Origin of the sequence: Caballeronia mineralivorans PML1(12) (assembly GCF_001028175.1) — a bacterium.
In the GTDB taxonomy this organism is placed as follows: Bacteria; Pseudomonadota; Gammaproteobacteria; order Burkholderiales; family Burkholderiaceae; genus Caballeronia; species Caballeronia mineralivorans.
In genome coordinates this window covers 1-25653 of the sequence record NZ_AEJF01000010.1, presented here as the reverse complement: position 1 = coordinate 25653, position 25653 = coordinate 1, and the positions used below count along the sequence as shown (strand labels likewise).

Here is a 25653-nt window from a genome sequence, read left to right as displayed (position 1 = left end):
TTAAAACAGGAAGTAGCGCTGCGCCATCGGCAAAACGGTTGCCGGCTCGCAGGTGAGCAACTGGCCGTCGGCTACAACCTGGTACGTTTCCGGATCGACGGTAATCGACGGCCTGTACGCATTGTGAATCATGTCGGCCTTCGAGATGTTCCGGCAGTTCTTCACCGCGACCACTTGCTTGCGCAAACCATACCGTTCGCCGACGCCATCATCCAGCGCCATCTGCGAAACGAACGTGAGGGAAGTCTTCCCCAACGCGCCGCCGCGCGTTGCAAACATCTCGCGATAATGCACCGGTTGCGGCGTCGGAATCGATGCGTTCGGGTCGCCCATCTGGGCCACCGCGATCATGCCGCCTTTGAGGATCATTGCAGGCTTCACGCCGAAGAACGCCGGTTCCCAGAACACGAGATCGGCCCACTTGCCCGGCTCGATGGACCCCACTTCATGCGCGATGCCGTGCGTGATGGCCGGGTTGATCGTGTACTTGGCGACGTAGCGTTTTGCGCGGAAGTTGTCGTTACGCGATGAGTCTTCCGGCAGCGCGCCGCGTTGCGTTTTCATCTTGTGCGCCGTCTGCCACGTGCGCATGACGACCTCGCCGACGCGGCCCATTGCCTGCGAATCCGACGACAGCATGGACAACGCACCGAGGTCATGAAGAATGTCTTCAGCGGCAATCGTCTCGCGACGAATCCGCGATTCCGCGAACGCAATATCTTCCGCAATCGATGGATCGAGGTGATGGCAGACCATCAGCATGTCGAGGTGTTCATCGAGCGTGTTGATGGTGTACGGGCGCGTCGGATTCGTCGATGAAGGCAGCACATTCGACTCGCCGCAGACCTTGATGATGTCGGGTGCGTGCCCGCCGCCTGCGCCTTCCGTGTGATATGTGTGGATCGTGCGGCCTTTGAACGCGGCCACCGTCGTTTCGACAAAACCCGCTTCGTTCAACGTGTCTGTGTGGATGGCGACTTGCGTGTCGGTATCGTCGGCAACGGATAAACAGTTGTCGATTGCAGCAGGCGTCGTGCCCCAGTCCTCATGCAGCTTCAGCCCGATCGCACCGGCCTTGATCTGCTCGATAGCCGGCGCCGGCAAACTCACGTTGCCCTTGCCGAGAAAGCCAAGGTTCACCGGCCAGCCATCGGCGGCTTGCAGCATGCGTTCGAGATGCCACGGTCCCGGCGTACAGGTCGTGGCGTTCGTGCCGGTCGCGGGACCGGTGCCGCCGCCGAGCATTGTCGTGATGCCGGAGGCCAGCGCCTCATCAATTTGCTGCGGGCTGATGAAGTGAATATGCGAGTCGATACCGCCCGCCGTCACGATCATGCCTTCACCGGCAATCACTTCGGTAGCCGCGCCGATTGCAATCGTCACGCCCGGCTGAATATCCGGATTGCCCGCCTTGCCGATCGCAAACACGCGCCCGTTCTTGATGCCGATATCCGCCTTCACGATGCCCCAGTGATCGAGGATCAGCGCGTTCGTCACCACTGTATCCACCACGTCAGCGTGCACGCGCTGCGACTGGCCCATGCCGTCGCGAATCACCTTGCCGCCGCCGAATTTCACTTCTTCGCCGTAGGTCGTGAAGTCGCGTTCGACTTCGATCAGCAGGTCGGTATCGGCGAGACGCACGCGGTCGCCGGTGGTCGGGCCGAACATCTCCGCGTAGGCGCGGCGTCCGATGCGTAGCGTCATAGTGCTGGTCCTAAAGAGAAGTTCAAAGCGGGCCCATCACGAGGCCATTGAAGCCGTACACCGTGCGGTCGCCCGCCAGTGCGACGAGTTCGACCGTGCGTTCCTGACCGGGCTCGAAGCGCACGGCCGTACCCGACGCAATGTTCAGCCGAAAGCCTCTTGCCTTGTCGCGTTCGAAGGTAAGCGCCGTGTTGACTTCGTAGAAATGAAAATGCGAGCCGACCTGCACAGGCCGGTCACCTGTATTCGATACCGTCACGGACACCGTCTCGCGGCCCGCGTTGAGTTCGTGTTCACCATCGTCGATCAGATATTCGCCGGGAATCATGCGCGGCTCCTTTTAGCGTGCTGCACGTTCAGGGAATCGGATGGTGGACGGTCACGAGCTTGGTGCCGTCGGGGAAGGTGGCTTCGATCTGGATGTCCGGGATCATTTCCGGCACGCCGTCCATCACGTCGTCGCGGGTGAGCAGCGTAGTGCCGTAGTGCATGACATCGGCAACGGTGCGGCCGTCGCGCGCCGCTTCCATCAGCGCCGCCGAGATGAACGCGATAGCTTCCGGATAATTCAGCTTCAGCCCGCGTGCGCGACGCCGTTCGGCGAGCAGCGCGGCGGTGAAGATCAGCAGCTTGTCTTTTTCGCGGTGGGTGAGCTTCATGGGTTCGCAGCGTGATTTAGGTAGGTGTCAATTTTGAAAGAATCCTAGCATTGCAACCCTACGATTTCATTGGATGAACTTGCGCAACTCGATGGTCGTCGGCCGCTCGAAAATCTCCTCCGGCGTGCCGCTTTCCCACACGCGTCCCTGATGCATGAACACGACCTTGTTCGACACACGCCGCGCGAAGCGCATCTCGTGCGTGACCATGATGAGTGTCATGCCATCGGCGGCGAGGCTTTCCACTACAGCCAGCACTTCGCCCACCAGTTCAGGATCGAGCGCGGAGGTGATTTCGTCGCAAAGCAGGACCGTGGGCTTCATTGCAAGCGCACGCGCGATGGCCACACGCTGTTGCTGTCCACCAGACAGTTGCTCGGGATAGGCGTTGAATTTATCGGCGAGACCGACCCTCTCCAGCACTTGTTCAGCGGTGGCGCGCGCCTTCGCCTTGTGGACTTTCTTGACCACGGTCTGCGCGAGCATCACGTTTTGTCCCGCGGTGAGATGCGGAAACAGGTTGTACTGCTGGAACACCATGCCAACCTTCAGGCGCAATGCACGCAGATCGGCGTGACGGGCATCCATGTGTTCGCCATCGATTTCAATCGACCCTTCATCGATACTTTCCAGTCCGTTCAACGTCCGCAGCAAGGTACTTTTACCCGAGCCGCTGCGTCCGATGATTGCTACCACCTGTCCCGATTCCACCGAAAAATCGATGCCCTTCAGGACCTGGTTCGCGCCGAACTGCTTCTTGAGGTTTTGAGTTTCAACGAGCGGCATTCCATTTCCTTTCGAGCGTGCGCGCGTAGCGGGTAAGCGGATAACAAATCACGAAGTAGATCACCGCGACCAGGCCATAGACCACGAATGGCCTGAATGTAGCGTTCGAAATCATCGTGCCGGCTTTAGTGAGTTCGGTGAAGCCGATGATCGAGACGAGCGCCGTGTCCTTCACGGCTTGCACACCGAAGCCGACCGTCGGTCCGATAGCGATGCGTGTGGCTTGCGGAAGAATCACGTGGCGCAATTGCTCGAAGTAATTCATCGCGAGACTGGACGACGCTTCCCATTGCCCCTTGGGAATCGCTTCCACGCAGCCGCGCCAGATTTCGGCGAGATACGCGCTGGTGAACAGCGTGAGGCCGACAGTTGCCGCTATCCACGGCTGAACTTCTACGCCGAGCAGCGGTAAACCGAAGAATACGAGGAACAGTTGCATCAAAAGCGGCGTGCCCTGGAAGATCTCGATGTAGAGCTTCACGATGGTCCGCAGCACGCGCGAACTCGACACGCGCATGACAAGCAGCACGAAGCCCACGATCCCGCCGGCGACGAACGACACGATCGACAGCACGATCGTCCAGCGCGCCGCAAGCAGCAGGTTGGTGAGGATCTGCTCGAAGGTGAATTCGATCATCGGGCACCTCGCAGATTGCGTGCGAACAGGCGTTTGCCTGCTTCGTTGAGCAAGAAGCGCAAGAGGATCGCCATCACGAGATACGCGGCCGTGATCAGAAAATATGTTTCGAACGCGCGGAAGTTGCGCGACTGGATGTAGCTCGCGGCGTAGGTCAGGTCGGCAACGGATATCTGCGATACCACCGCCGAGCCGAGCATGGTGATCACGATCTGGCTGCTCAGCGCCGGGAACACCTTGGCGATGGCTTGCGGCAACACCACGTGCCGGAACGTCTCGCCACGTGTCATGGCTAGCGACGCCGCCGCTTCAAGATGCCCCTTCGGCACGGCCGCGATGCCCGAGCGGATGATCTCCACCGAATACGCGCCAAGATTGAGCGTCATCGCGAGCACGGCGGCGACGTATTCATCGATACGAATACCCAGCGCCGGCAGCCCGAAGAACACGAAGAACAGTTGCACGATGAACGGCGTGTTGCGGATCGCTTCCACATAGCCACCGACGAACGAGCGCACTGCCGGAAACTTGCTGCCTTTGCCGGCCGCGCCGAGGATGCCGACCGCGAGGCCGAGCACGGTTGAGACGGCGGTCAGCCCGAGCGTGACCGCCGCGCCGCTCGCGAACATGCCGGCGTACTGCCCGAGATCGCCGAACTGGAGTTGATAAGCCATTAAAGCGGCGCCTTCTTATTTAAGCTTGACGGTGTTGATTCACGAGTCGATTTACAAACCAGCCGGCAGCGGCGCCTTGAACCACTTTTCCGACATGGCTTCGAGCGAGCCGTCCTTTTTCGCCTGAGCGATGGTGGCATCGACTTTGGCCAGCAGGCGCGGTTCGTTCTTGTTCATGCCGACGAAACACGGCGAGTTCTTGATCACGAATTTCGGCTCAGGACGGCGCGGCGGATTCTTCGCGAGGATTGCTGCTGCGACGATATTGCCCGCTGCGATCAGTTGCACCTGACCGGAGAGAAACGCCTGGATGGTCGCGTTGTTGTCTTCGAAACGCTTGATGGTCGCGTTCGGCGCCATTTGCGTGAGCGCGATTTCCTCGAGTGCGCCGCGCGTCGCGCCGACGGTCTTGCCGGTGAGATCGGCGGGACCGGCGACCTTGACATCGGCGGGACCGAACACGCCCTGGAAGTACGGTGCGTAGGGCGCTGAAAAGTCCATAACCTTCTCGCGATCCGGCGTCTTGCCCAGCGATGAAATCACCAGATCCACTTTGTTCGTCGTCAGATATGGCACGCGATTCGCGCTGTTCACCGGCACGAGTTCGAGCTTCACGCCCAGCGACTTGGCGAGCAGCGCGGCCATGTCGATGTCGTAACCCTGCGGCTGCATATCCCCGCCGACTGCGCCGAAGGGCGGGTAATCCTCGGGCACGGCGACTTTCAAAACGCCGGCTTTCGTGACGTTATCGAGCGCGTCGGCGTGAGCGGTGAGCGAGGTTAAAGCGAGAGCCGGAATGGCGAGGAGGGCGGCAGCGAGGGTGCGAACAGCGGTGCGGCGAAGCGTGTTGGTCATTTGATTCTCTTTCCTTAAATCGCGATGTGGCGCGGTGCGTGTCATGGTTGACGCACTCGTCGGAAAGGTGATCAAGCGAGAGTCGTGCCAATGCCTTTGTGCCTTGCGGGGCGGGCTCAAGCGAGAGGCATGCGGCAGCCATGCACAAATAATGGGCTTAATTGTGCGCTTTTGTGGTGCGGTTTTTAAGAGGAATTACCCGCTTATGTGGTCCATAGCCTCAGCGGTTGGGCATCGACGCCGTGAATCAACGGGCGCAGCGTGGTCCAGCATTCGATCATCGCACGTTGGAGTGGCTCCATCGAATGGCTCGCGGCGCGGATGATCAACACGCCCGGTGTGACGCATGAGGCGGCGGCGCGCAGCGTGGAATCGAAGGGGAGGTGAGCTGTCAGAGATTCCGCCAATGCGTCGTCGCAGGCCGGACCGATTGCCCACAACGTGCCGTAGGCCGCGAACCCGCCAAGACCTTGCCGCGCGAGGCGCAATGGGTCGTCGGCGCTCAGCCGGGTGCGTTCGAACCAGCGCAGCCGGCCCTTGCTGTCTTTGATCCGCGCCGCGGAAACCAGCCGTCCGTCGGACCATCGTTCGCCTGCTGCCTGACGACCCAACTGCATCGCCTCCCAGCCGATAGCCGTCGCCGTTTCATCCATCGTCAGCGTGAAATCCAGCGCCACGTTCGACGACTCGAACACAATGTTGTTCTGCGGCAGCCAGTCGAGTTTTGCATGTGCTCCAACACGGATATCGATGCGCTGCGTCGCGAGCTTGCCGTTCGCCTTGTACCACTTGGTCGCGCCGGGCGTCGTGATAACCGCGTGCGTGTCGGGAGCCAGATCGATATCGATTGCAAGCCGGTCACCGCCCGCCACACCGCCCGGCGGATGCACGATCACCGCGTGGCAGATGGTTTCGCCTTCGGGGTACAAGGGCCGTTGCATGCGCAAGGGTCCAACGTGCTTGCGATGCGTGAGCGCCGTCCGCCCCGCAGGCTGATGCGTGAAGCCGAGTTCGAGTTTGCCGTGCCACTCGTTGGAGTCCGAGGCGCTCGATGGCAAGAGTGCGGCTATAGGTTCGTGATGCATGAGGCTTTAAGGATCGGAACGAGCCGCCATGGTACGGCGAGCATCAGACGGCGATCAACTCCCGCACGCCATGCGCTTCCATATCCGCGCCCGCGCCACCCGCCACAATTTCACCGCGGCTCATGACCCAATACCGGTCTGCCAACTCGCGGGCGAAGTCGTAATACTGTTCGACGAGCAAGACCGTCATGCCCATTTCATCGACGAGTTGGCGCAACGTCCGCCCGATATCCTGAATGATGGATGGCTGAATGCCCTCGGTGGGTTCATCGAGGATCAGCAACTGCGGTTCGCTCATCAACGCGCGGCCGATTGCAAGTTGCTGTTGCTGGCCGCCTGACAAGTCGCCGCCGCGACGGCTTTTCATCTCCTTGAGCACCGGAAAAAGTTCGTAGATCCGGTCCGGTACTTTCGATGGCGCCTTGCGGCTCGCCGCGCCCACCAGCAAGTTTTCTTCAACGGTCAGTCGGCCGAAGATATCGCGACCTTGCGGTACATAAGCAAGACCGCTCGATACGCGCTTGTAGGTCGGCATCGATGAAATCTTCGCGCCGCGCCATGAGATCGTGCCGCTTTTCGTGGGTACGACGCCCATCAGGCAGCGCAGCAGCGTAGTCTTGCCGACACCGTTACGGCCGAGCAAGACCGTCAGTTTTCCATCGGGCACGGTCATCTTCACATCGCGCAGGATGTGGCTGCCGCCGTAGAACTGGTTGAGTGAATCGACTTCGAGCATTTCTAAAATTCCTTTATCGACCGAGGTACGACTCGATCACCTTCTCGTTGCGCTTCACTTCGTCGAGCGTGCCGTGCGCGAGCACGCTGCCTTCGGCCATTACGGTCACGCGTCCGGTATCGCCGGAAAGCGCCGCGACGAATTCCATGTCGTGTTCGACAACCATCATCGAACACGTGCCGCGCAGCTTGTTGAGCAACTCCGCTAACTGCATGGTCTCGTGGTCCGTCATGCCGGCGGCGGGTTCATCGAGTAACAGCAGGGCAGGCTGCTGCATCAGCAACATGCCGATCTCCAGCCGCTGCTTTTGACCGTGCGACAACTCACCGGCAAAACGCGTCGCGTCGGCTTCGAGATGGATCAGCTCCAGCGTCTCTTCGATGCGCGCCTGCGCCTCGCGATCGAGCTTCGATCTGAGCGAGGCGAGCCAGCCCTTGTTCGTTTTCATCGCGAGTTCGAGGTTTTCCCACACCGGATGATTCTCGAACACGGTCGGTTTCTGAAACTTGCGCCCAATACCCGTGCGCGCGATCACCGGCTCCGACATGCGCGTGAGGTCGAAGGTCTGGCCGAGAAAAACCTTGCCCGAATCCGGACGTGTCTTACCGGTGATGACGTCCATCATCGTGGTCTTGCCGGCGCCGTTCGGGCCGATCACGCAGCGCAGTTCGCCCACATCGATAGACAACGTCAGCTTGTTCAGCGCGCGGAAACCATCGAAGCTCACGGTAACGTCTTCGAGATACAGGATCGTGCCGTGCGAGACATCGATCTCGCCCGGTTCCAGCACGTGGCCCAGGCCCGTGATGCCGTGTTGATTGCGTTCGTTCAGTTCCGGCAGCGGCGGCAGGTCCACGATCAAGGCGTTGTACGCGTTAGCCAATGGGATTGAAAAGGCGGTCAATGTGAATGTCCTCCCGCTTTCTTCTTGCGCAGCGCGATATCGATGAGACCCATGATTCCGCTCGGCAGCAACAGGGGCACGAGCGTGAAGATCAGGCCCAGAAAGAACAGCCAGTATTCAGGGAAGTTCGCTGTGAAAAAGCTCTTCGCGCCGTTCACCGCGAACGCGCCGATGATCGGCCCGATAAGCGTCCCTCGACCACCGACGGCGACCCAGATCGCCATTTCGATGGAGTTCCCCGGCGACATTTCATTCGGGTTGATGATGCCGACTTGCGGCACGTACAACGCGCCGGCGATACCGCACAACACAGCAGAAACGGTCCAGATGAACAGCTTGTACGACAGGGGGCTATAGCCGAGAAACATCAGCCGCGCTTCACCGTCTCGCACACCGGTCACGACGCGTCCAAGCTTCGACGTAACGATCGCCCGTGCCGCGATAAACGCAAGGATCAGCACGCCGAGGGTCATGAGGAACAACACGGTGCGCGTACTGGCCGAGGTGATCGGAAAGCCTGCGATGCGCTTGAAGTCCGTGAAGCCGTTGTTCCCGCCGAAGCCTGTTTCGTTGCGATAGAACAGCAGCATTGCGGCGAAGGTCATGGCTTGCGTGATGATCGACAGATACACGCCTTTCACACGCGAGCGGAAGGTGAAGAAGCCAAACACCCAGGCGAGAATGCCCGGCACCAGGATCACCAGCAGCAACGCGTACCAGAGATGTTCAGTGCCTTGCCAATACCACGGCAGCTTGTGCCAGTCGAGGAAGACCATGAAGTCGGGCAGGTCGCTTTGATAGTTGCCTTCACGACCGATGGAACGCATCAGATACATGCCCATCGCATAGCCGCCGAGGGCAAAAAACAGCGCATGGCCCAGGCTCAAAATGCCGCAATAGCCCCAGACGAGATCGAGCGCCAGCGCGCCGATGGCATAGCACATGAGCTTGCCGACGAGCGTCATTGAATAGGCGCTCAGGTGGAACGTGCTCGACTCCGGCAGCACGAGCGCTGCGACCGGCACGCAGATGCCCATCGCGATGATGAACGCGATCAGCGCAATCCAGCCACTGCGCGGCAAAAGCGCGGCGCGCGGCGGCAGGCCGAGCGCAAAGCCTGCACGCTTGGCCTGCTCATCCGGTTGCGGCGCGACGTCCAGATTCGCGGAGACGTTGGGCGTATTCATCTCAAATCTCCGCGCTGCGGCCCTTCAGGGCGAACATGCCCTGAGGACGCTTCTGGATGAACAACACGATCAGCACGAGCACCGCGATTTTCGCGAGCACCGCGCCCCAGAACGGCTCGATCGTCTTGCTCACCAACCCCAATCCGAAGCCGCCGATAACCGTCCCCGCCAGTTGTCCGACGCCTCCCAGCACAACCGTCATGAATGAATCGATGATGTAGCTCTGCCCCAGATCCGGCCCGATATTGCCGATCTGTGAAAGCGCACAGCCGCCCAATCCGGCGATGCCCGCGCCGAAAGCAAACGCATACGAATCTACCCGCGCCGTCTTTACGCCGACACACGCTGCCATGCGGCGGTTTTGCGTCACGGCACGTACGAACAGGCCAAGGCGCGTCTTGGTCAACACGACCCACGCGAGCAGCACGACGACTAGCGAGAAGCCAAGAATGGTCAGCCGGTTATACGGCAAGATCAGGTTCTGCATGACGGAGACGCCGCCGCTCATCCACGATGGATTCGTCACCTGCACGTTCTGCGCGCCGAAGATGGTTCGCGTCGCCTGAATCAGGATCAGGCTGATGCCGAACGTAGTCAGCAGCGTTTCAAGTGGCCGGCCGTAGAGATGTTTCAACACCAGCCGTTCCAGCACGATGCCGACCAGGGCGGCCGCTGCGAACGACACCGGCACGGCGAACAGCGGATACCAGTTGAACGCGCCGGGCGCGTAATGCTGGACGAGGTTCTGCACCACGTACGTGGCGTAAGCGCCGATCATCAGGAATTCGCCGTGCGCCATGTTGATCACGCCGATCAAACCGTACGTGATCGCGAGACCGAGCGCCGCGAGCAACAGCACGCTGCCAAGCGACAAGCCCGCGAAGATCGTGCCGACGATCTGCCCGCGTCGCTGAATGGAATCCAGCTCTTCAATACCCGCCTGCGCTGCCGCACGAACGCGCGCATCGGGTTCGGCGAAGGTGCCGTCCGCGTTTTTCACGACAATCGGGCGCAAGAGTTCGTTCATATCCAGGTCGTGACGTGCCGCGACCAGTTGTACGGCTTCGAGCCTTTTGTTGGCATCGGTATCGTGTAGAGCGGTGGTGGCCCAGAGCGTATCGAGGCGCTTCTTGAGCGTCGGGTCGGTCTCTTGAGCACGGGCTTTATCGACCAAAGGCTTAATCGACGGATCGGCGTTCTTCAGCAATTCATCGATGGCCGCGCGGCGCTTTTCAATATCCGGCGACGCCAGTTGCAACCCCGACACCGCGCCCGATACCTTCGAGCGCAGCAGATTGTTTAGTGTGACCGGCTGCGCATCGGGCGCGTCCACGATCTTGTTTGTCAGCGGGTCCTTGTTGCCATCGTCGGTTTGAATCAACACCCGGCCGGCATCGGTCGCGACGAGGGAACCATCGGCGAGCGCATTCAGCACGGCGATCGAGGGCGCATCGGCGTTGGCGATCAGCTTGTCGATGGCGGCGGATTTGGCGTCGAAATCGTCGGCGGCAAGGGGGGCGAGATCGTCTGCCGAAAGGGCGGCAAACGCGGCAAGCGGCATGCAGGCAATCAGGATTGCGCAGAGGCCACGGCGAGCGAAGCGAAGAATCGAATCAGTCATGAATGGCCTGTCAGGTAGAGCGGAGTGGGGCGTGGCGTGTTGCTTGCTGCCCGGACTCGTACGAACCGCCGCTCTTGTTTTTGTGCTTCGAGCGCGGCGGTCCGGTGTTTCAACGTTCGTACTTAATGAGGCTTAATACCGAGACTTAAGCAACGCGCCGGCGGCGCAGGAAATCCGGAATCGAACTGACCACGTCCGGCTTGCCTTCGTTGCCCGGAATGTACGGGCTCCACGGTTGCGCGCGGATGGCAGTCTTGGTGTGCCACACGACGTTGAACTGGCCGTCGGCACGCACTTCACCGATCATCACCGGCTTGTGCAGATGGTGATTGCCGTCCATCTCAAGCGTGAAGCCCGAGGGTGCGGCGAACTTCTGGCCGATCATCGCCACGCGCACCTTGTCCACATCCACGCTCTTCGCCTTTTCAGCCGCCTGCTTCCACATATGGATGCCGACGAAGGTTGCTTCCATCGGATCGTTCGTCACGCGCTTCGTGCCGCCCGGCAGGTTGTTCTTCTTCACCCACTCGGCGAACATCGCCTTGAACTTCGTGTTCTCCGGGTTCTTCAGCGACTCGAAGTAGTTCCACGCGGCCAGATTGCCGACCAGCGGTTTTGTATCGATACCGCGCAGTTCCTCTTCCCCTACCGAGAACGCGACGACCGGCACGTCGGTCGCTTTCAGCCCTTGATTGCCGAGTTCTTTATAGAACGGCACGTTCGAGTCACCGTTCACCGTCGAGATCACGCAGGTCTTGCCGCCTTGCGAGAACGTCTTGATGTTCGCGACGATCGTCTGATAGTCGGCGTGGCCGAACGGCGTGTAGACCTCCTGGATGTCCTCGTCCTTCACGCCCTTCGAATGCAGGAACGAGCGCAGGATCTTGTTCGTCGTGCGCGGGTAGACGTAGTCCGTGCCGAGCAGGAAGTAGCGCTTCGCGCCGCCGCCTTCCTTGCTCATCAGGTATTCGGTGGCCGGGATGGCTTGCTGATTCGGCGCTGCGCCCGTGTAGAACACGTTCTTCGACATCTCCTCGCCTTCGTACTGCACCGGGTAGAAGAGCAGGCCGTTGAGTTCCTCGAACACTGGCAACACCGATTTACGCGAAACGGAGGTCCAGCAGCCGAACGTCACTGCCACCTTGTCCTGCGAGATCAGTTGGCGGGCTTTTTCGGCGAAGAGCGGCCAGTTCGAGGCCGGGTCTACGACGACCGGTTCGAGTTGACGGCCGAGCACGCCGCCGCTCGCATTGATCTGGGCGATGGTCATCAGCGCAGTGTCTTTCAGCGATGTTTCCGAAATCGCCATCGTGCCGGAGAGCGAATGGAGAATGCCGACCTTGATCGGCCCGGTATCGGCGGCTTGTGCCTTCGATAGGGGCAATTGGCCCGCAATCGCGAGCGCGCCCGACATGGAGCCGAACTTCAGGAGACTGCGTCGTTTCATGTAATTCCCCTTGCCGATTGTTTGTTTTAAAGCGGTGTCTGGTGGATTTTTATCGAGCTGACGGAGGGGTCAGCATTATTTGCACTGCAAGGGGTATGCCAATGAGTTGTTTGTACTGATGGTTGGCGGGTTTGAAGCAGGGAAAAGGCGACAGGCTGAATGTAGGGATGATCGGTCTCGCACCTGTTTGGTGCGGAAACGAGTGGCGCGCCTTTTGGCGGTGCGTCAGGCGTGGGGGTGGAGCGTGGGGAGTGGTTGCAGCCGTGCGGCGTGTCGCTTCTGGCGTATTTCGCCGTTAAATCCGGATTAACGGTACCTCCGCGAATGCCTTAATTCGTTGACGCTTTCATAGCATAAACGCGGTTGAGCAAATGGCAGCCAGGCTTTGAGTAGTAATTGTTCGGTGGCGTGCGGCGCACCGAACGTGAGTACGTTCGAGGGTGTTAAACCATCTGCAAGTGTGTCTATCGATTCACCATCCGTGCAGGCACACTCAACGCCAGCAACCCACCCAGCACCATGAACGCGGCGAGCATGTACATGCCACTCGCATTAGACGCCGTCACTTGCTTGAGCCATCCCACGAGATACGGACTTAAAAACCCCGCCAGATTCCCAAGCGAGTTGATCATCGCGATCCCGGCGGCGGCACCTGTTCCAGCAAGAAACGCCGTCGGCAAACTCCAGAACAGCGGCAGGGTAGTGAGAATGCCCATCGTTGCCAAGGTTAAGCCGAGCATCGCCAAAGGCGTATTCGTCGACCACACCACCGACAACACCAGCCCCAACGCCCCCACAGCCGCCGGCACAGCAATATGCCAGCGCCGTTCGCCTCGCTTATCGGCGCTGCGCGCAACGAGCAACATGCCAATCACCGCCGCCCCAAACGGAATCGCGGACAGCAAGCCGATGTTCAGCGCGTCCGTCACCCCCGTCGCCTTGATGATCGTCGGCAGCCAGAAGCTCACGCCATACAGCCCCATCACGAAGGAGAAGTACGTCAGGCTCATCAACCAAACCCGGCCACTCTTCAGCACCTGAAGCACTGGCATATCCACCTTCTCGACGTTGTCCTTCGCGATATTCCTCTCCAGCAACTCCCGCTCTTCTGCCGTGAGCCACGTCGCTTTCGCAATGCGGTCATCCATCACCAGGAACACGACAATACCCACGACGATCGATGGAATGCCTTCGAGCAAGAACAGCCATTGCCATGAATGCCAGCCGTTCACGCCATCGAAGTGCTTCATGATCCAGCCCGATACCGGCCCACCGATCAACCCGGACAGGGCAATCGCTGTCATGAACAGCGTCGTCATGCGGCCGCGCCGTTCCGCCGGAAACCAATACGTGAGATACAAAATGATGCCGGGGAAAAATCCCGCTTCGGCCACTCCGAGCATGAAGCGCATCACATAGAACATGGTGGGTGTGGTAATGAACATCGTGAGGGCCGAGATGATGCCCCACGTGATCATGATCCGTGCGATCCACACGCGAGCGCCGACCTTATGCAAGATGACGTTGCTGGGAATCTCGAAGATGAAATAGCCGAAGAAAAAGATGCCCGCGCCGAAGCCGTAGACGGCATCACTCAAGCCCAGATCGGTCGACATCTGCAGCTTCGCGAAGCCCACGTTCACGCGATCCAGATACGCGACCACATAGCAAATCAGCAGCAGCGGCGAGAGCCGCCATGCGACCTTCTTATACGTCGCCGTTTCGAATTCCGAGGGCGGCGCGCCCGCGCCCGGTCGATGCAAATCACCCGCAGTACTGGCCATGTTGTCTCCTGACTATTTTTATCGATGGAAAAACGTGCTGTCGATTCTAGTCGCTGACCATGAGGCTCAACCGTCTGTTTTCCATGGGGAAAACACCGATGATTGGCATCCGGCGGCAAGCATCGGATGCCCTTTCACACGCCCTTAAAAACGCATGCTTTCAAGGGCCAGTCAGCGCGCAGCGAAAGCCCTCAAACGCAGCGGCCGCCATCCACTTCCAGCGCCACGCCTGTGATGAACTCAGCCTCATCGGAGGCGAGATAAAGCGCCGCGTTCGCGATGTCCTGCGGCGTCGAAAGCCGTCCCAGCGGAATGGTCGCCAGGAACTTCTGCCGGTTCGCGGGCGTGTCCTCCATGCCCATGAACTCGGAGAGCAAACCCGTTTCGCCCATCACCGGATTGATGCAGTTGACGCGAATCCGGTCCGGCCCAAGCTCGACCGCCAACGCCTTGCTCGCGATAATCACCGCTGCCTTGCTGCCGTTGTACCAGATCAAACCTGGCCGCGGCCGCACGCCTGCCGTCGATGCAATATTGATGAACGCGCCCCCGCCGAGCTTGCGGAAGTAGGGCACGAATTGCGACACGCTGAAGTAGAGGCTCTTCACATTCACCGCATAAACGCGATCGAATTCCGCTTCGCTCACTTCCATCACCGGCTTGTTCCGATGCGTCGTGCCCGCGTTGTTCACCACGACCTGCACACTGCCGAAGTCTTCGATGGTGGCATCGAAAAGCGTTTGCCAGTCGGCTTGCTTCGTCACATCGCCGGGTACTGCGATCGCCTTGCCGCCGCTCACGGCAATCTCGCTTGCCACGCGCTCGGCCGCCGCGCCGTTGAGATCGTTCACTACGACGTTCGCGCCTTCGCGCGCAAATGTCTTCGCGATTCCTTCGCCAAATCCCGATCCGCCGCCGGTCACAATCGCGGTCTTGCCTTGCAGTCTCATGTCGTCTCCCTTTTTAGCCATGCTTGATGGCGATGGTTTTGAGCACCGTGAATCCGTACAGCGCTTCGAAGCCTTTTTCGCGACCGTGACCCGAATGTTTGACGCCGCCGAACGGCAACTCCACGCCGCCGCCTGCGCCATAGTTGTTGATGAACACCTGACCCGAACGCACCTTGCGGGCAACGCGCATCATGCGGCTGCCGTCGCGTGTCCAGATGCCGGCGACAAGACCAAAGTCCGTCCCGTTGGCGAGCTTCAGCGCTTCGGCTTCATCGTCGAAGGGCATGGCGGCGAGGACCGGGCCGAACACCTCTTCTCGCGCCAGACGGTGCGTCGGTGGCACGTCGCGCAAGAGCGTTGGCGCTTGATAAAAGCCCGCTTCCGGTGCTTCCGCGACCACTTCGCCGTGTGCCGCCATCGCGATGCCGTCGTGTTGGGCATCGGAGAGAAAATCCCATACGCGTTGCTGCTGCTTCGCGCTGATGAGCGGACCGCAATCCAGATCGAGCTTGCTCGGGCCGACCTTCAACGCGCTGAACGCCTCCGATAAACGCTCGAGCAAGGGCTCATAAGCCGACCGCTCGATCAGCACGCGGCTGCCCGCCGAGCACGTTTGCCCCGCGTTCTGTACGATCGCCGAGACGAGCACGGGCAGGGCGGCATCGAAATCGGCATCGGCGAAAACGATCTGCGGCGACTTGCCGCCGAGCTCCAGCGTAACGGGGACGTGGTTATCGGCGGCCATCTTGACCACCGCCGCGCCCGTTGCCGGCGATCCCGTGAACGAGATGTGATCGATGCCCGGATGCCGCGCGAGCGCAGCGCCTGCTTCGTATCCATACCCTGTGACGATGTTGAGCGCACCCTCCGGCAAGCCCGCTTCGGCGGCGAGTTCGGCAATGCGCAGTATCGATAAACACGCGTCTTCCGCCGGCTTGACCACGCACGCGTTGCCGGCCGCGAGTGCCGCGCCGACGCTGCGGCCGAAGATTTGCAGCGGGTAGTTCCACGGCACGATATGCCCGGTCACGCCGTGTGGTTCGCGGATGGTCAGCACGGTGTAGCCGGTTTGATAAGGCAGCGTCTCGCCGTGGAGCTTGTCGGCCGCGCCCGCGTAGAACTCGAAATAGCGCGCAATGCCGGCCGCATCGGTGTGGGCTTGCTTGAGGGGTTTGCCGGTATCGCGTGCTTCGAGGTGCGCCAGTTCGTCCTGGTGAGCAGCGATGATCATCGATAACCTGAACAGCACGCGTCCGCGATCCGCAGCGCTTGCGTGGCCCCACGGGCCCTCGTACGCGTGCCGCGCTGCCTGGACGGCGCGATCGATATCGGCCGCGTTGCCACGTGCGAGTTGCGCGAAGATTTGGCCGTCGGAGGGATCAAGAACGGGAATTGTCTCGTGGCTTGCCGCCCCCACCCATTGGTTGCCGATGAAATGCTTTGCCTCTTCCATGCCTGACTCCTGTCTCCGTGGCTGTTTTCGGGGTGCCGCACGCCGGTGAAATCTAACCAGCAATGCTCCTTTTGCTTCCTCAGGCGCGACGCTTCGAGCTTATTTTGCGCTGTTTTCCTGTGCGTCCGCTGACGCCGGAGCGTACCCTTCGATTGGCTATAATGACGTAAATACGCTGTCGCATGGGTGCATGCGAGGTGCATGCGGGCGCATGCGCCGCCACGAAGCAGCGTTGCACCCAGAACATTCACGCTTGACGTGTATTGTCGCAATGCAGCAAAACGCGACATGAGCGCGTACCGAATTCGTCTATCTCCGACACAGAATTTCCACTTCGAAGAGAGTGCATATGAGCTTTAACAACGTACCCGCAGGCAAGGATCTTCCGCAGGATTTCAACGTGATCATCGAGATCCCGGCGCAAAGCGATCCGGTGAAATACGAAGCGGACAAGGACATGGGCCTGCTCGTGGTCGACCGTTTCATCGGCACCGGCATGCGTTACCCGGCCAACTACGGTTTCATTCCGCAGACGCTTTCCGGCGATGGCGACCCGGTCGACGTATTGGTGATCACACCGTTCCCGTTGCTGGCTGGCTCGGTGGTTCGGGCACGCGCATTGGGCATGTTGCAGATGACGGATGAATCGGGTGTGGATGCGAAGCTGGTGGCGGTCGCTCACGACAAGATCTGCCCGATGACGGCGCACATGAAGACGGTGGACGACGTGCCGGAATACCTGAAGGACCAGATCAAGCATTTCTTCGAGCACTACAAGGCGCTGGAGAAAGGCAAGTGGGTGAAGGTCGAAGGCTGGCAGGGCGTGGAAGCAGCCCACAAGGAAATCACGGAAGGCGTAGCTAACTTCAAGAAGTAAGCTCACTTAGATCGTTAAAAGCCACCCGGTCTTGCCTTCAGGCAAGACCGGGTGGCTTTTTTTATACGGGCGCCTATGTCTCGATTTCAGGAGCGTCTTCAACTTCGGCCGGCATCACGGCATCCAGCGTCAATTCTCCCCCAACCAGGGCCCATTTGCGCGCCGCTGAAAGTCGCTTGACCCAATACTCGGCCCGGGAAGCCTCCGCGCGCCCATCCAATAAAAACGAAGCACGCACGCAAACCGGCTTATGCGAGCGCGTATACCGCGCGCCCGTGCCGCAGACGTGCTTGGCGAACCGCGCATCGACATCGGTGGCAATCCCCGTATAGAGACTGCCGTCGGCGCATTCGATGAGGTACAGAAACCATGGCATGGAGAAAGGCAAAAATAGCGAAAGTCGCAATGCCGCGCATTATCCCTCAAGCCCCGGCGACGAACCCCGCCCGGACAAAAACCCGCGACTTCGGCGAGAATAACTGTTCCGCGCTGCACCAAGCGTCTTGTACAAAGCCCGAAGCGAGGTAAGCCTGTTGAACCGCAAGGTCGAAATACATGTGGTGGATTCGCTCGACAACGTCACCCCGGACGAATGGAACCGTCTCGCCGGCGATAACCCCTTCGTGCGGCACGAATTCCTGTCGGCGTTGCAGGACACGGGCTGCGCGGTGGCGCGAACCGGCTGGCGTTCGCACTTTCTCCTGCTCAAACGCGACGGCGAACTCACCGGCGCCATGCCGCTCTACCTCAAGAAGCACTCCCGCGGCGAGTACGTCTTCGACCACGCCTGGGCCGACGCCTTCGAGCGAAACGGGCTTCGGTACTATCCGAAGGGATTATCGGCAGTACCGTTTTCGCCCGTGACCGGCCCGCGCCTGATCGCCGCCACCCATGAGGAGCGTGTGATGCTCGCCCGCGGGGCGATCGAATTGACCAAGCAGCTGGAACTGTCATCGCTGCATGTGCTGTTTCCTCAGGAACAGGATCTCGAGGCGTTGACTGAAGCCGGCTACATGCTGCGCGAAGGCGTTCAGTTTCATTGGGAAAACGCGCCGGGCGGCTATGACAGCTTCGACGCGTTCTTGGCCACCATGAGCCACGACAAGCGCAAGAAGGTAAAGCAGGATCGCCGGCGCGTAGTCGATGCAGGCGTCACCTACACGTGGTTGCGCGGTGCGCAAATCGATGAGCAAGCGCTCGATTTCTTCTACGCGTGTTACGAGAACACCTATCGCGAGCACTGGAATCCACCGTATCTGTCGCGCGAATTCTTCGGCCAGATCCACGCGGCCGCGCCCGATAGCGTCTTGCTCGTGATCGCCGAAGCGGATGGCCAGCGGCTCGCGTGCGCGCTGAACATGATCGGCGGCGACGTCATGTTCGGGCGCTACTGGGGCACGAAAGAATTCATCTCGGGATTGCACTTTGAAACCTGCTACATGCAGGGAATTCAATATTGCATCGAGAACGGGCTTGCCCGGTTCGAGGGCGGCGCGCAGGGCGTGCACAAGATGTCGCGCGGCATGCTGCCCACGCCGACGTGGTCCGCGCACTGGGTCGCGGACCCACGGTTTGCGCACGCGATCAGTGAGTTCCTCGATGAGGAAACGGCGGCGATGGACCAGCATATCCAGGAGCTGGAAGCGCATACGCCGTTCCGAAAGAAGACGTAGTTTGATTGGCGGTTTCGGGCTGCTGATTCGCTCCAAACCTGACCGGATGGCTCACGCTTGATCCAATAGACGCCCGGAAACCGCAACTCGACTTATCATCATGTCGAAATGCTTTCGCTTTCACAGCGATAACCCTTAACCCGTTATGCGCCGGAACAGGATCCCCAAATGCGGGGCATCGTATGGATAAGCTCAAGATGAAAAACCGATTCTTCAATCTCTACAGCCACGATTTCGCACGCGTGGCGGTAGGCGTGCCCCGTTGCCGCGTCGCCGATCCGGCGTTCAACGCGGCCGAAACCATCGAGCTGGCGAAGCAGGCAGCGGCGAACGGAGCGGTGCTGGTCGCGTTCCCGGAACTCGGCCTGCCTGCCTACACCTGCGACGACCTGTTCCACCAGCGCGCCTTGCTCGACGCCTGCGAAGAGGCGCTCGCGTCGGTCGTGGCGGCATCGAAGAGTCTCTCCATCGCGATGATCGTGGGCATGCCGCTGCGTGTCGACCATACGCTCTTTAACTGCGCGGTGGTGGTCGCGGGCGGTCGGATTCAGGGCGTCGTGCCGAAGAGCTATCTGCCCAACTATGGCGAGTTCTACGAAGCGCGCCAGTTCAGCGCGGCCGAGAACGCATCCACGGATCGCGTCAATTTGCTGGGTACCGACGTGCCGTTCGGGTCGTCGCTGCTGTTCGAAATCGCCGACATGCCGCTGTTTCGCTTTCACGTGGAAATCTGCGAGGACGTCTGGGTGCCGGTGCCGCCGTCGTCGTTCGCCGCGCTGGCGGGCGCAACGGTGCTGGTCAATCTGTCCGCATCGAACGTGGTGGTCGGCAAGTCGAGTTATCGGCATCAACTGGTTGGGCAGCAGTCCGCCCGGTGCCTCTCCGCGTACCTGTACACCTCGGCGGGAAGGGGAGAGTCGACCACCGATCTGGCTTGGGACGGGCAGGCGGTGATCTACGAAAACGGCGAGCTGCTCGCCGAATCCGAACGTTTCCTGGACACCTCGCATCTCGTTTTCGCCGATGTCGATCTCGAGCGGCTGTCGCGCGAGCGCATGCGCCAGACCACGTTCGCCCAGTCGGTGCGCAGACACGCCGACGAAGTATCGAAGTTCGAAACGGTTCGCTTCAACCTCGATCTGCCGCTCAACCGCGCCTTGCCGCTTGAGCGCGTCGTGGAGCGGTTCCCCTACGTTCCGTCCGATCCGAAGCGCCGTGACGAACGCTGCAACGAGGTCTACAACATCCAGGTGCAGGCGCTGGTGCAACGGCTCTCGGCGAGCGGCATATCCAAGGTCGTGATCGGCATATCGGGCGGGCTCGATTCCACGCATGCGCTGCTTGTGTGCGCCAAGGCCATGGATCGGCTGAAGCTGCCACGCACGAATATTCTGGGCGTGACCATGCCCGGTTTCGCCACCAGCGACCGCACGCTCTTGCAGGCGCGTCAACTGATGGAGATTGTCGGTTGCTCGGCGAGCGAGATCGACATCCGGCCGAGTTGCGAGCAGATGCTGAAGGATCTCGGCCACCCGTACGCGTCGGGTAAAGAGGACTACGACATCACGTTCGAGAACGTGCAGGCCGGCGAGCGCACGAATCACCTGTTCCGGCTGGCGAACTTCAAGGGTGGCATCGTGATCGGCACGGGTGACCTGAGCGAGCTCGCGCTCGGCTGGTGCACGTACGGCGTGGGCGATCACATGTCGCACTACAACGTGAACGCCAGCGTCCCGAAAACGCTCATCACGCACCTGGTCCGGTGGGTCGCGGAAACCGGGCAAATCGGCAACTCGGGTTCCGACGTGTTGGTGAACATCCTGAATACCGATATCAGCCCGGAACTCGTTCCCGGTAAATCAAACGGCGATCCGGAGCAAAAAACGGAAAGCGTGATCGGACCGTACGAGCTGCAGGATTTCAACCTCTACTACACGTTGCGCTTCGGTTTTGCGCCGTCGAAGGTCGCGTTCCTCGCGTACACCGCGTGGAAGGACCGCGACGCGGGTGCCTGGCCGGAAGGCGCGCACGTTGCGCGAAACCAGTACGCGTTGCCGGCTATCAAGCACAACCTGGGCATTTTCCTCGACCGCTTCTTCCGTACCAGCCAGTTCAAACGGTCCTGCGTGCCGAATGCGCCGAAAGTCGGGTCCGGCGGTTCGTTGTCGCCCCGCGGCGACTGGCGCGCGCCGAGCGATTCGGAATCGGTCGTCTGGATGAACGATTTGAAGAATATTCCAGTGGAATGAGGTGTTTGCACCAGATTTGCGCGTAAATGCGCGGATATCTGCGTGATCGCTAGGCTATGGCGCGAGATCACTGCGGTTAACTGTGAAAACGCAGCTAGAATCAAAGCATCGATTCCAAAATCCGTTTTCTCGCTTATCCGCATAATTTTCGAAGGGGCGCGCCATGAAACGCATTACCGCAGTCATCAAACCGTTCAAGCTCGACGAAGTCCGCGAAGCGCTCGCCGGCGCCGGCCTCACCGGCCTGACAGTCACCGAGGTCAAAGGCTTCGGGCGCCAGAAGGGTCATACGGAGCTGTATCGCGGGGCGGAATACGTGGTCGACTTCCTGCCGAAGGTGAAGATCGAAGTGGTCGTGGCGGACGCCCAGACGGATCAGGTCATTGATGCAATCATCGGCGCTGCGCGTACCGGCAAGATCGGCGACGGCAAGATCTTCGTGACCGACGTCGAACGCGTCATCCGCATTCGCACGGGCGAAGAAGACGAAGCGGCTGTCTGAGCGCGCTTCGTCCGATGTCCAGCCTCCAGCCTGATCCCGTTCAGGCTGGCCCGCGCCTAGTGTCACGCACGCCTAACGACCGCGTGTAACACCGTCATCGGCTCCTGCCCGGTGGCGTCTTTCGCTTTGCCCCCTCGTTCTGAGCGTTTCCGTCACCAACGTAAAAAACCGTTGCGGTACTATCAGCATCCCTGTCTGCTTTTTGTAAGGATTTGTGGATGCATCACGCGATCGGCTTCATTCAGGATCTAGCGGTAATCATGGCGATTGCGGGCGTCGTCACGGTGTTGTTTCACCGTTTGAAGCAGCCGGTCGTGTTGGGGTACATCGTGGCGGGCGTGATTATCGGGCCGTATACGCCGCCGTTCCAGCTTATCCACGACGAAGCCACGATCCAGACGCTGGGCGAACTCGGCGTGGTGTTCCTGATGTTTTCTCTTGGGCTCGAGTTCAGCCTGAAGAAGCTGTTCAAGGTGGGCGCAACCGCGTTCGTGGCTGCGGCGTCCGAGATCGTGCTGATGATCTGGATCGGCTATGAAATCGGGCAGTGGTTCGGCTGGAACGCGATGGATTCGCTGTTTCTTGGCGCCATGCTCGCCATTTCGTCGACAACGATCATCGTCAAGGCGCTTTCCGAACTTGGCATGAAGGGCGAGCCATTCGCTCAACTGATCTTCGGCATCCTGATCGTCGAAGACATTCTTGCCATCGCAATGCTGGTGCTGCTGTCGGGCATCGCGCAGACGGGCTCTGTGTCGGCGGGCGTGGCGTTTGTCACGCTGGGCAAGTTGCTGCTGTTCATGACCGTGTCGATGGTGGTCGGCATCCTGATCGTGCCGCGCGCGCTCGACTATGTCGCGAAGGCCAAAAGCGACGAAATGCTGCTGGTCACCGTGCTCGGGTTCTGTTTCGGCTTCTGCCTGCTGGTCGTGAAGCTCGACTACAGCATCGCGCTCGGCGCTTTCCTGATCGGCGCGATCATGGCCGAATCGCGGAATCTGCAGCGCGTCGAACACCTGATCGCACCGGTTCGGGACATGTTTTCCGCGATCTTCTTCGTGACCATCGGCCTGATGCTGAACCCGGCCGTGCTCGTGGATTACTGGTGGCCGATTGCGGTCATCACGGTCGCGGTCGTGTTCGGCAAGATCGTGTCGTGCGGGCTCGGCACCTTCCTCGCCGGCCGCGACGGGCGCACGTCGATGCGCGTGGGCATGAGCGTCGCGCAGATCGGCGAGTTCTCGTTCATCATCGCGTCGCTGGGCTTGTCGCTGAAGGTGACCAGCAGTTTCCTGTACCCGATCGCCGTCGCGGTTTCGGCGCTGACCACCTTGTTCACGCCGTATCTGATCAAGGCTGCGGACCCGATCACGCGCCGCATCGCCCGCTCGATGCCCGTTCCTGTTGCGAACACGTTCGGTCTGTATTCGCAATGGCTCGCAAGCCTTTCGCCCGATACCGGCGGCCCGACGCTGTTCACCATGACGCGGCGGATCGTGGTGCAGATCGCGGTGAATCTCGCGCTGGTGGCCGCGATCTTCCTCACCGCGTCCTACGCGGCGCCGTTTGCCACCGAATATCTGTCGCGCTGGTTGCCCACCAACGACGCCCAGCGCGTGGCTTTGTGGAGCGCGGCGTTGCTGATATCGATGCCGTTTCTGGTCGCGGTCTATCGCAAGCTGGGCTCGCTCGCGTTGATGCTCGCCGAAGTCAGCGTGCAGCCTGCGAAAGCGGGGCGCTTTACGCGCGCGTTGCGCTCAGCCATTTCCGGCTTGATCCCGATTCTCGCGATGTTCGGCGTTTTCTTGCTGGTGACGGTGCTCTCGGGCGGCATCCTGCCGCGGTTCGGCTTGATGATCGCGGTACTCGTCTGCGCCGCGTTGTTGCTCACGGTATTGTGGCGCTGGTGCGTCAAAATCCACGCAACCATGCAGATCGCACTGCGCGAAACATTCGAGGAGCCGAGAGATCATCCTTGAGCATGAAAGCTTTGTTTTGCCCGATAATGTGAGCAATTGTTTGATGGTTTGCCGCCCCCGGACCAGAGGCGGATAATTAAACTCTGACCATTCTCACAGCGCTTTGCGCCTAAAACGGAATGAGCGAAAACAAGTCGTCAAGCCCGGGCACGCCCGGCACGGGTTCTCTCGCCGCCGATTCTTCGGGTTCCGTCCCAGGCAGTCATAGTCCGGCTGTCCCGCCCGCGTCATCCCAAAAAAGCTCCGATATTCCCGCCGCCGCGCAGCCTGGCCGAACAGCCAGTGCGGCTGAGCGGGCATCGACGGATGCGCCCGAGAGCGCATCGGCAGTAGAGCCCGTCGATACCGCCAAAGCACAACGCGACGATGCAGCCGAAGCCCGCGTGTTAGCGGCAAGAGCGACGTCGGCGCAGGAAACGGCAGCGCGTGAAACCACGTCCGCGTCTGGGTTCGCCGCGAACAAAACACTCGATCCCAAAGCGAGCCTTGCCGCGAAGCTCGAGACTGCTACGGACGCAGAAGCGAGTCTCGCGGCGGAGGTTAAAAACGCTACCGAGGCGCAAGCGGCTGAAACAGCGGAAGCCAAAACCGCTGGCGCAACAGAAAGCGTTGCGCCGCCGCCGGCTTCCAGCTTGCCGCCGGAGTTTGCTGCCGCTCCCGATTTCGGCACCTTCCGTCCGCCGCCTCCGCCTGACGCAGCGGAAGCGAAGGCACCGCCTGCTTATTTGCGTCAAAGCGATTCGGCGTGGTCGGTGTTCGGCCGGGTGATGAAGGCGCGTGCGCGTCAGATCTTCGATCGTGCGGGCCAGCGCATCACGCAGCGGACCTTGAGAATCGGCGTATCGGCGCGAATTTTTCACCCTGAACCGGGTGCGAAGGGTCTGCGCGGCAAGACGCTGCAGTATCTGGAGGAATCGATTGCGCACTGGGTGATGTCGCGCGACGTGCTCGTGTTCATGATTCCCACGGTCGGCCATCAGGGCATGCTGCATCCGAGCAACATCCGGCTGCGCGACTATGCAAAACATCTCGATGGCTTGCTGCTGCAAGGTGGCGCCGACGTGTCGCCGCAATCCTATACGGAGGCGGCCACGCGCCACGAATGGCCCGGCGACCGCGTGCGCGACATGTACGAGCTGGAATTACTGCATGAATTCATCGAGTCGGGAAAGCCCGTGCTCGGTGTGTGCCGCGGTTGTCAGCTGATCAACGTTGCGTTCGGCGGAACGCTTTATCAGGATATTGCAACCGATGTCCCAACAGCCGGTGTGCATGTGAACGACCAATACGACCAGCATCGTCACCCGATTCGTTTCCCCGACGGCTCCACGCTCGTCAACATGTTTCCGGGCCATCGCGAAGCGCTCGTCAACTCGATCCATCATCAGGCGGTCAAGACGATCGGCCGCGATCTGAACATCGAGGCAGTATCGGCGCATGACGGGATTATCGAAGCGGTGCGTTATCGGCGTGCGCCGTTCGTGATGGGCGTGCAATGGCATCCGGAGTTCCATCGCGCGGGCGGCGACGAGTTGCTCGATTGCACGCCGTTGCTCGATACCTTCCTGCGGGTGGCCCGCGAAACGCGTTTCTAGGATTGCGGCTACGAGACGCCGTTTAAATACTGCGTCGTGAGCCCCGGTTCACCTCGCAGGCCGGCGGGGTTTTTACGAGATGCGCAACTCACTTCGCGCCATTCATCATCAACCCTATCTTGATCACCGAGGAGACGATCGCCAAGACAAGTCCCCACCAGATCTGACGGGTATCGAGGGGAGACCAGGTCTGGAATGCCTCAAGAAACTTGCCTTCTTGGTATCGCGCCTTTTCGGCAGTTTTGCCCGTGCGCGACGTCACCTGCTTCGCTATCGTGTGACCTATGAACTCG

The 25653-nt window shown here is 60.4% G+C and carries 24 protein-coding genes; 6 read left to right on the top strand and 18 right to left on the bottom strand.

Annotated features, from left to right (window positions below; genetic code table 11):
* The 16 genes from ureC to EOS_RS01765 all read right to left on the bottom strand — a co-directional run bounded on the left by ureC (window position 1) and on the right by EOS_RS01765 (window position 16485).
* Window positions 1-1707 carry an urease subunit alpha gene (gene ureC / locus EOS_RS01840; RefSeq protein ID WP_047844903.1) on the bottom strand — a complete coding sequence of 569 codons (1707 nt, stop codon included), beginning with the start codon at window positions 1705-1707 and terminating at the stop codon, window positions 1-3.
* Window positions 1708-1729: 22 nt separating this feature from the next.
* Entirely contained in the window at window positions 1730-2035 is a 306-nt protein-coding gene (locus EOS_RS01835) for an urease subunit beta (protein WP_047844902.1), read from the bottom strand.
* 28 nt (window positions 2036-2063) lie between these two features.
* On the bottom strand, window positions 2064-2366 hold the full coding sequence (locus tag EOS_RS01830) for an urease subunit gamma (RefSeq protein WP_031362362.1): 303 nt from the start codon (window positions 2364-2366) through the stop codon (window positions 2064-2066).
* Between the two features lie 66 nt (window positions 2367-2432).
* Complete coding sequence (locus EOS_RS01825; protein ID WP_047844901.1) at window positions 2433-3152, bottom strand: amino acid ABC transporter ATP-binding protein; 720 nt, start codon at window positions 3150-3152, stop codon at window positions 2433-2435.
* Entirely contained in the window at window positions 3139-3789 is a 651-nt protein-coding gene (locus tag EOS_RS01820; protein WP_047844900.1) for an amino acid ABC transporter permease, read from the bottom strand. Before EOS_RS01820 ends, EOS_RS01825 begins: the two co-directional genes overlap by 14 nt.
* A complete protein-coding gene (locus EOS_RS01815) occupies window positions 3786-4463 on the bottom strand; it encodes an amino acid ABC transporter permease (protein WP_047844899.1) in 678 nt (225 codons plus the stop codon). Before EOS_RS01815 ends, EOS_RS01820 begins: the two co-directional genes overlap by 4 nt.
* Before the next feature lie 51 nt (window positions 4464-4514).
* Entirely contained in the window at window positions 4515-5318 is an 804-nt protein-coding gene (locus EOS_RS01810) for a transporter substrate-binding domain-containing protein (RefSeq protein WP_047844898.1), read from the bottom strand.
* A 203-nt stretch (window positions 5319-5521) separates the two neighbouring features.
* Window positions 5522-6403, bottom strand: a complete 882-nt coding sequence (locus EOS_RS01805; protein WP_047844897.1) for an urease accessory protein UreD — start codon at window positions 6401-6403, stop codon at window positions 5522-5524.
* Between the two features lie 43 nt (window positions 6404-6446).
* Window positions 6447-7139 carry an urea ABC transporter ATP-binding subunit UrtE gene (gene urtE / locus EOS_RS01800; RefSeq protein WP_047844896.1) on the bottom strand — a complete coding sequence of 231 codons (693 nt, stop codon included), beginning with the start codon at window positions 7137-7139 and terminating at the stop codon, window positions 6447-6449.
* Between the two features lie 13 nt (window positions 7140-7152).
* Complete coding sequence (gene urtD, locus EOS_RS01795) at window positions 7153-7980, bottom strand: urea ABC transporter ATP-binding protein UrtD (RefSeq protein ID WP_407639095.1); 828 nt, start codon at window positions 7978-7980, stop codon at window positions 7153-7155.
* Window positions 7981-8039: 59 nt separating this feature from the next.
* Window positions 8040-9230: an urea ABC transporter permease subunit UrtC gene (gene urtC, locus EOS_RS01790; protein ID WP_047844895.1), complete on the bottom strand. Its 1191-nt coding sequence runs from the start codon at window positions 9228-9230 to the stop codon at window positions 8040-8042.
* 1 nt (window position 9231) lies between these two features.
* Complete coding sequence (gene urtB / locus EOS_RS01785; RefSeq protein ID WP_047844894.1) at window positions 9232-10851, bottom strand: urea ABC transporter permease subunit UrtB; 1620 nt, start codon at window positions 10849-10851, stop codon at window positions 9232-9234.
* Window positions 10852-10996: 145 nt separating this feature from the next.
* On the bottom strand, window positions 10997-12298 hold the full coding sequence (urtA, locus tag EOS_RS01780) for an urea ABC transporter substrate-binding protein (protein WP_047844893.1): 1302 nt from the start codon (window positions 12296-12298) through the stop codon (window positions 10997-10999).
* 464 nt (window positions 12299-12762) lie between these two features.
* Entirely contained in the window at window positions 12763-14082 is a 1320-nt protein-coding gene (locus EOS_RS01775; RefSeq protein WP_047844892.1) for an MFS transporter, read from the bottom strand.
* A gap of 191 nt (window positions 14083-14273) precedes the next feature.
* On the bottom strand, window positions 14274-15032 hold the full coding sequence (locus EOS_RS01770; protein ID WP_047844891.1) for an SDR family oxidoreductase: 759 nt from the start codon (window positions 15030-15032) through the stop codon (window positions 14274-14276).
* 13 nt (window positions 15033-15045) lie between these two features.
* A complete protein-coding gene (locus tag EOS_RS01765) occupies window positions 15046-16485 on the bottom strand; it encodes an aldehyde dehydrogenase family protein (protein WP_047844890.1) in 1440 nt (479 codons plus the stop codon).
* A gap of 349 nt (window positions 16486-16834) precedes the next feature.
* Between EOS_RS01765 and ppa the strand changes: the two genes are divergently transcribed.
* The gene (ppa, locus tag EOS_RS01760; protein WP_047844889.1) at window positions 16835-17362 is read left to right on the top strand and encodes an inorganic diphosphatase; all 528 of its coding nucleotides are present in this window, start codon (window positions 16835-16837) and stop codon (window positions 17360-17362) included.
* 73 nt (window positions 17363-17435) lie between these two features.
* Here ppa and EOS_RS01755 read toward each other — a convergent pair whose 3' ends face one another.
* Window positions 17436-17738, bottom strand: a complete 303-nt coding sequence (locus EOS_RS01755; protein WP_047844888.1) for a GIY-YIG nuclease family protein — start codon at window positions 17736-17738, stop codon at window positions 17436-17438.
* Window positions 17739-17895: 157 nt separating this feature from the next.
* On the opposite strand from EOS_RS01755, the gene EOS_RS01750 reads away from it, so the two are divergent.
* The 5 genes from EOS_RS01750 (at window position 17896) to EOS_RS01730 (ending at window position 25360) form a co-directional block, all read left to right on the top strand.
* Window positions 17896-19035 carry a GNAT family N-acetyltransferase gene (locus EOS_RS01750; RefSeq protein ID WP_047844951.1) on the top strand — a complete coding sequence of 380 codons (1140 nt, stop codon included), beginning with the start codon at window positions 17896-17898 and terminating at the stop codon, window positions 19033-19035.
* A gap of 197 nt (window positions 19036-19232) precedes the next feature.
* Entirely contained in the window at window positions 19233-21284 is a 2052-nt protein-coding gene (locus EOS_RS01745; protein WP_047844950.1) for an NAD(+) synthase, read from the top strand.
* Window positions 21285-21447: 163 nt separating this feature from the next.
* Window positions 21448-21786 (top strand): P-II family nitrogen regulator, encoded by a 339-nt coding sequence (locus tag EOS_RS01740; RefSeq protein WP_047844887.1) that lies wholly within the window; start codon window positions 21448-21450, stop codon window positions 21784-21786.
* A gap of 218 nt (window positions 21787-22004) precedes the next feature.
* Window positions 22005-23765 (top strand): cation:proton antiporter, encoded by a 1761-nt coding sequence (locus EOS_RS01735; protein ID WP_047844886.1) that lies wholly within the window; start codon window positions 22005-22007, stop codon window positions 23763-23765.
* 119 nt (window positions 23766-23884) lie between these two features.
* A complete protein-coding gene (locus tag EOS_RS01730) occupies window positions 23885-25360 on the top strand; it encodes a gamma-glutamyl-gamma-aminobutyrate hydrolase family protein (RefSeq protein ID WP_047844885.1) in 1476 nt (491 codons plus the stop codon).
* Window positions 25361-25448: 88 nt separating this feature from the next.
* Here the strand turns inward: EOS_RS01730 and EOS_RS46915 are convergent.
* Window positions 25449-25653 (bottom strand): hypothetical protein (locus EOS_RS46915; protein WP_047844884.1); only part of this gene is annotated, 205 nt, incomplete at its 5' end.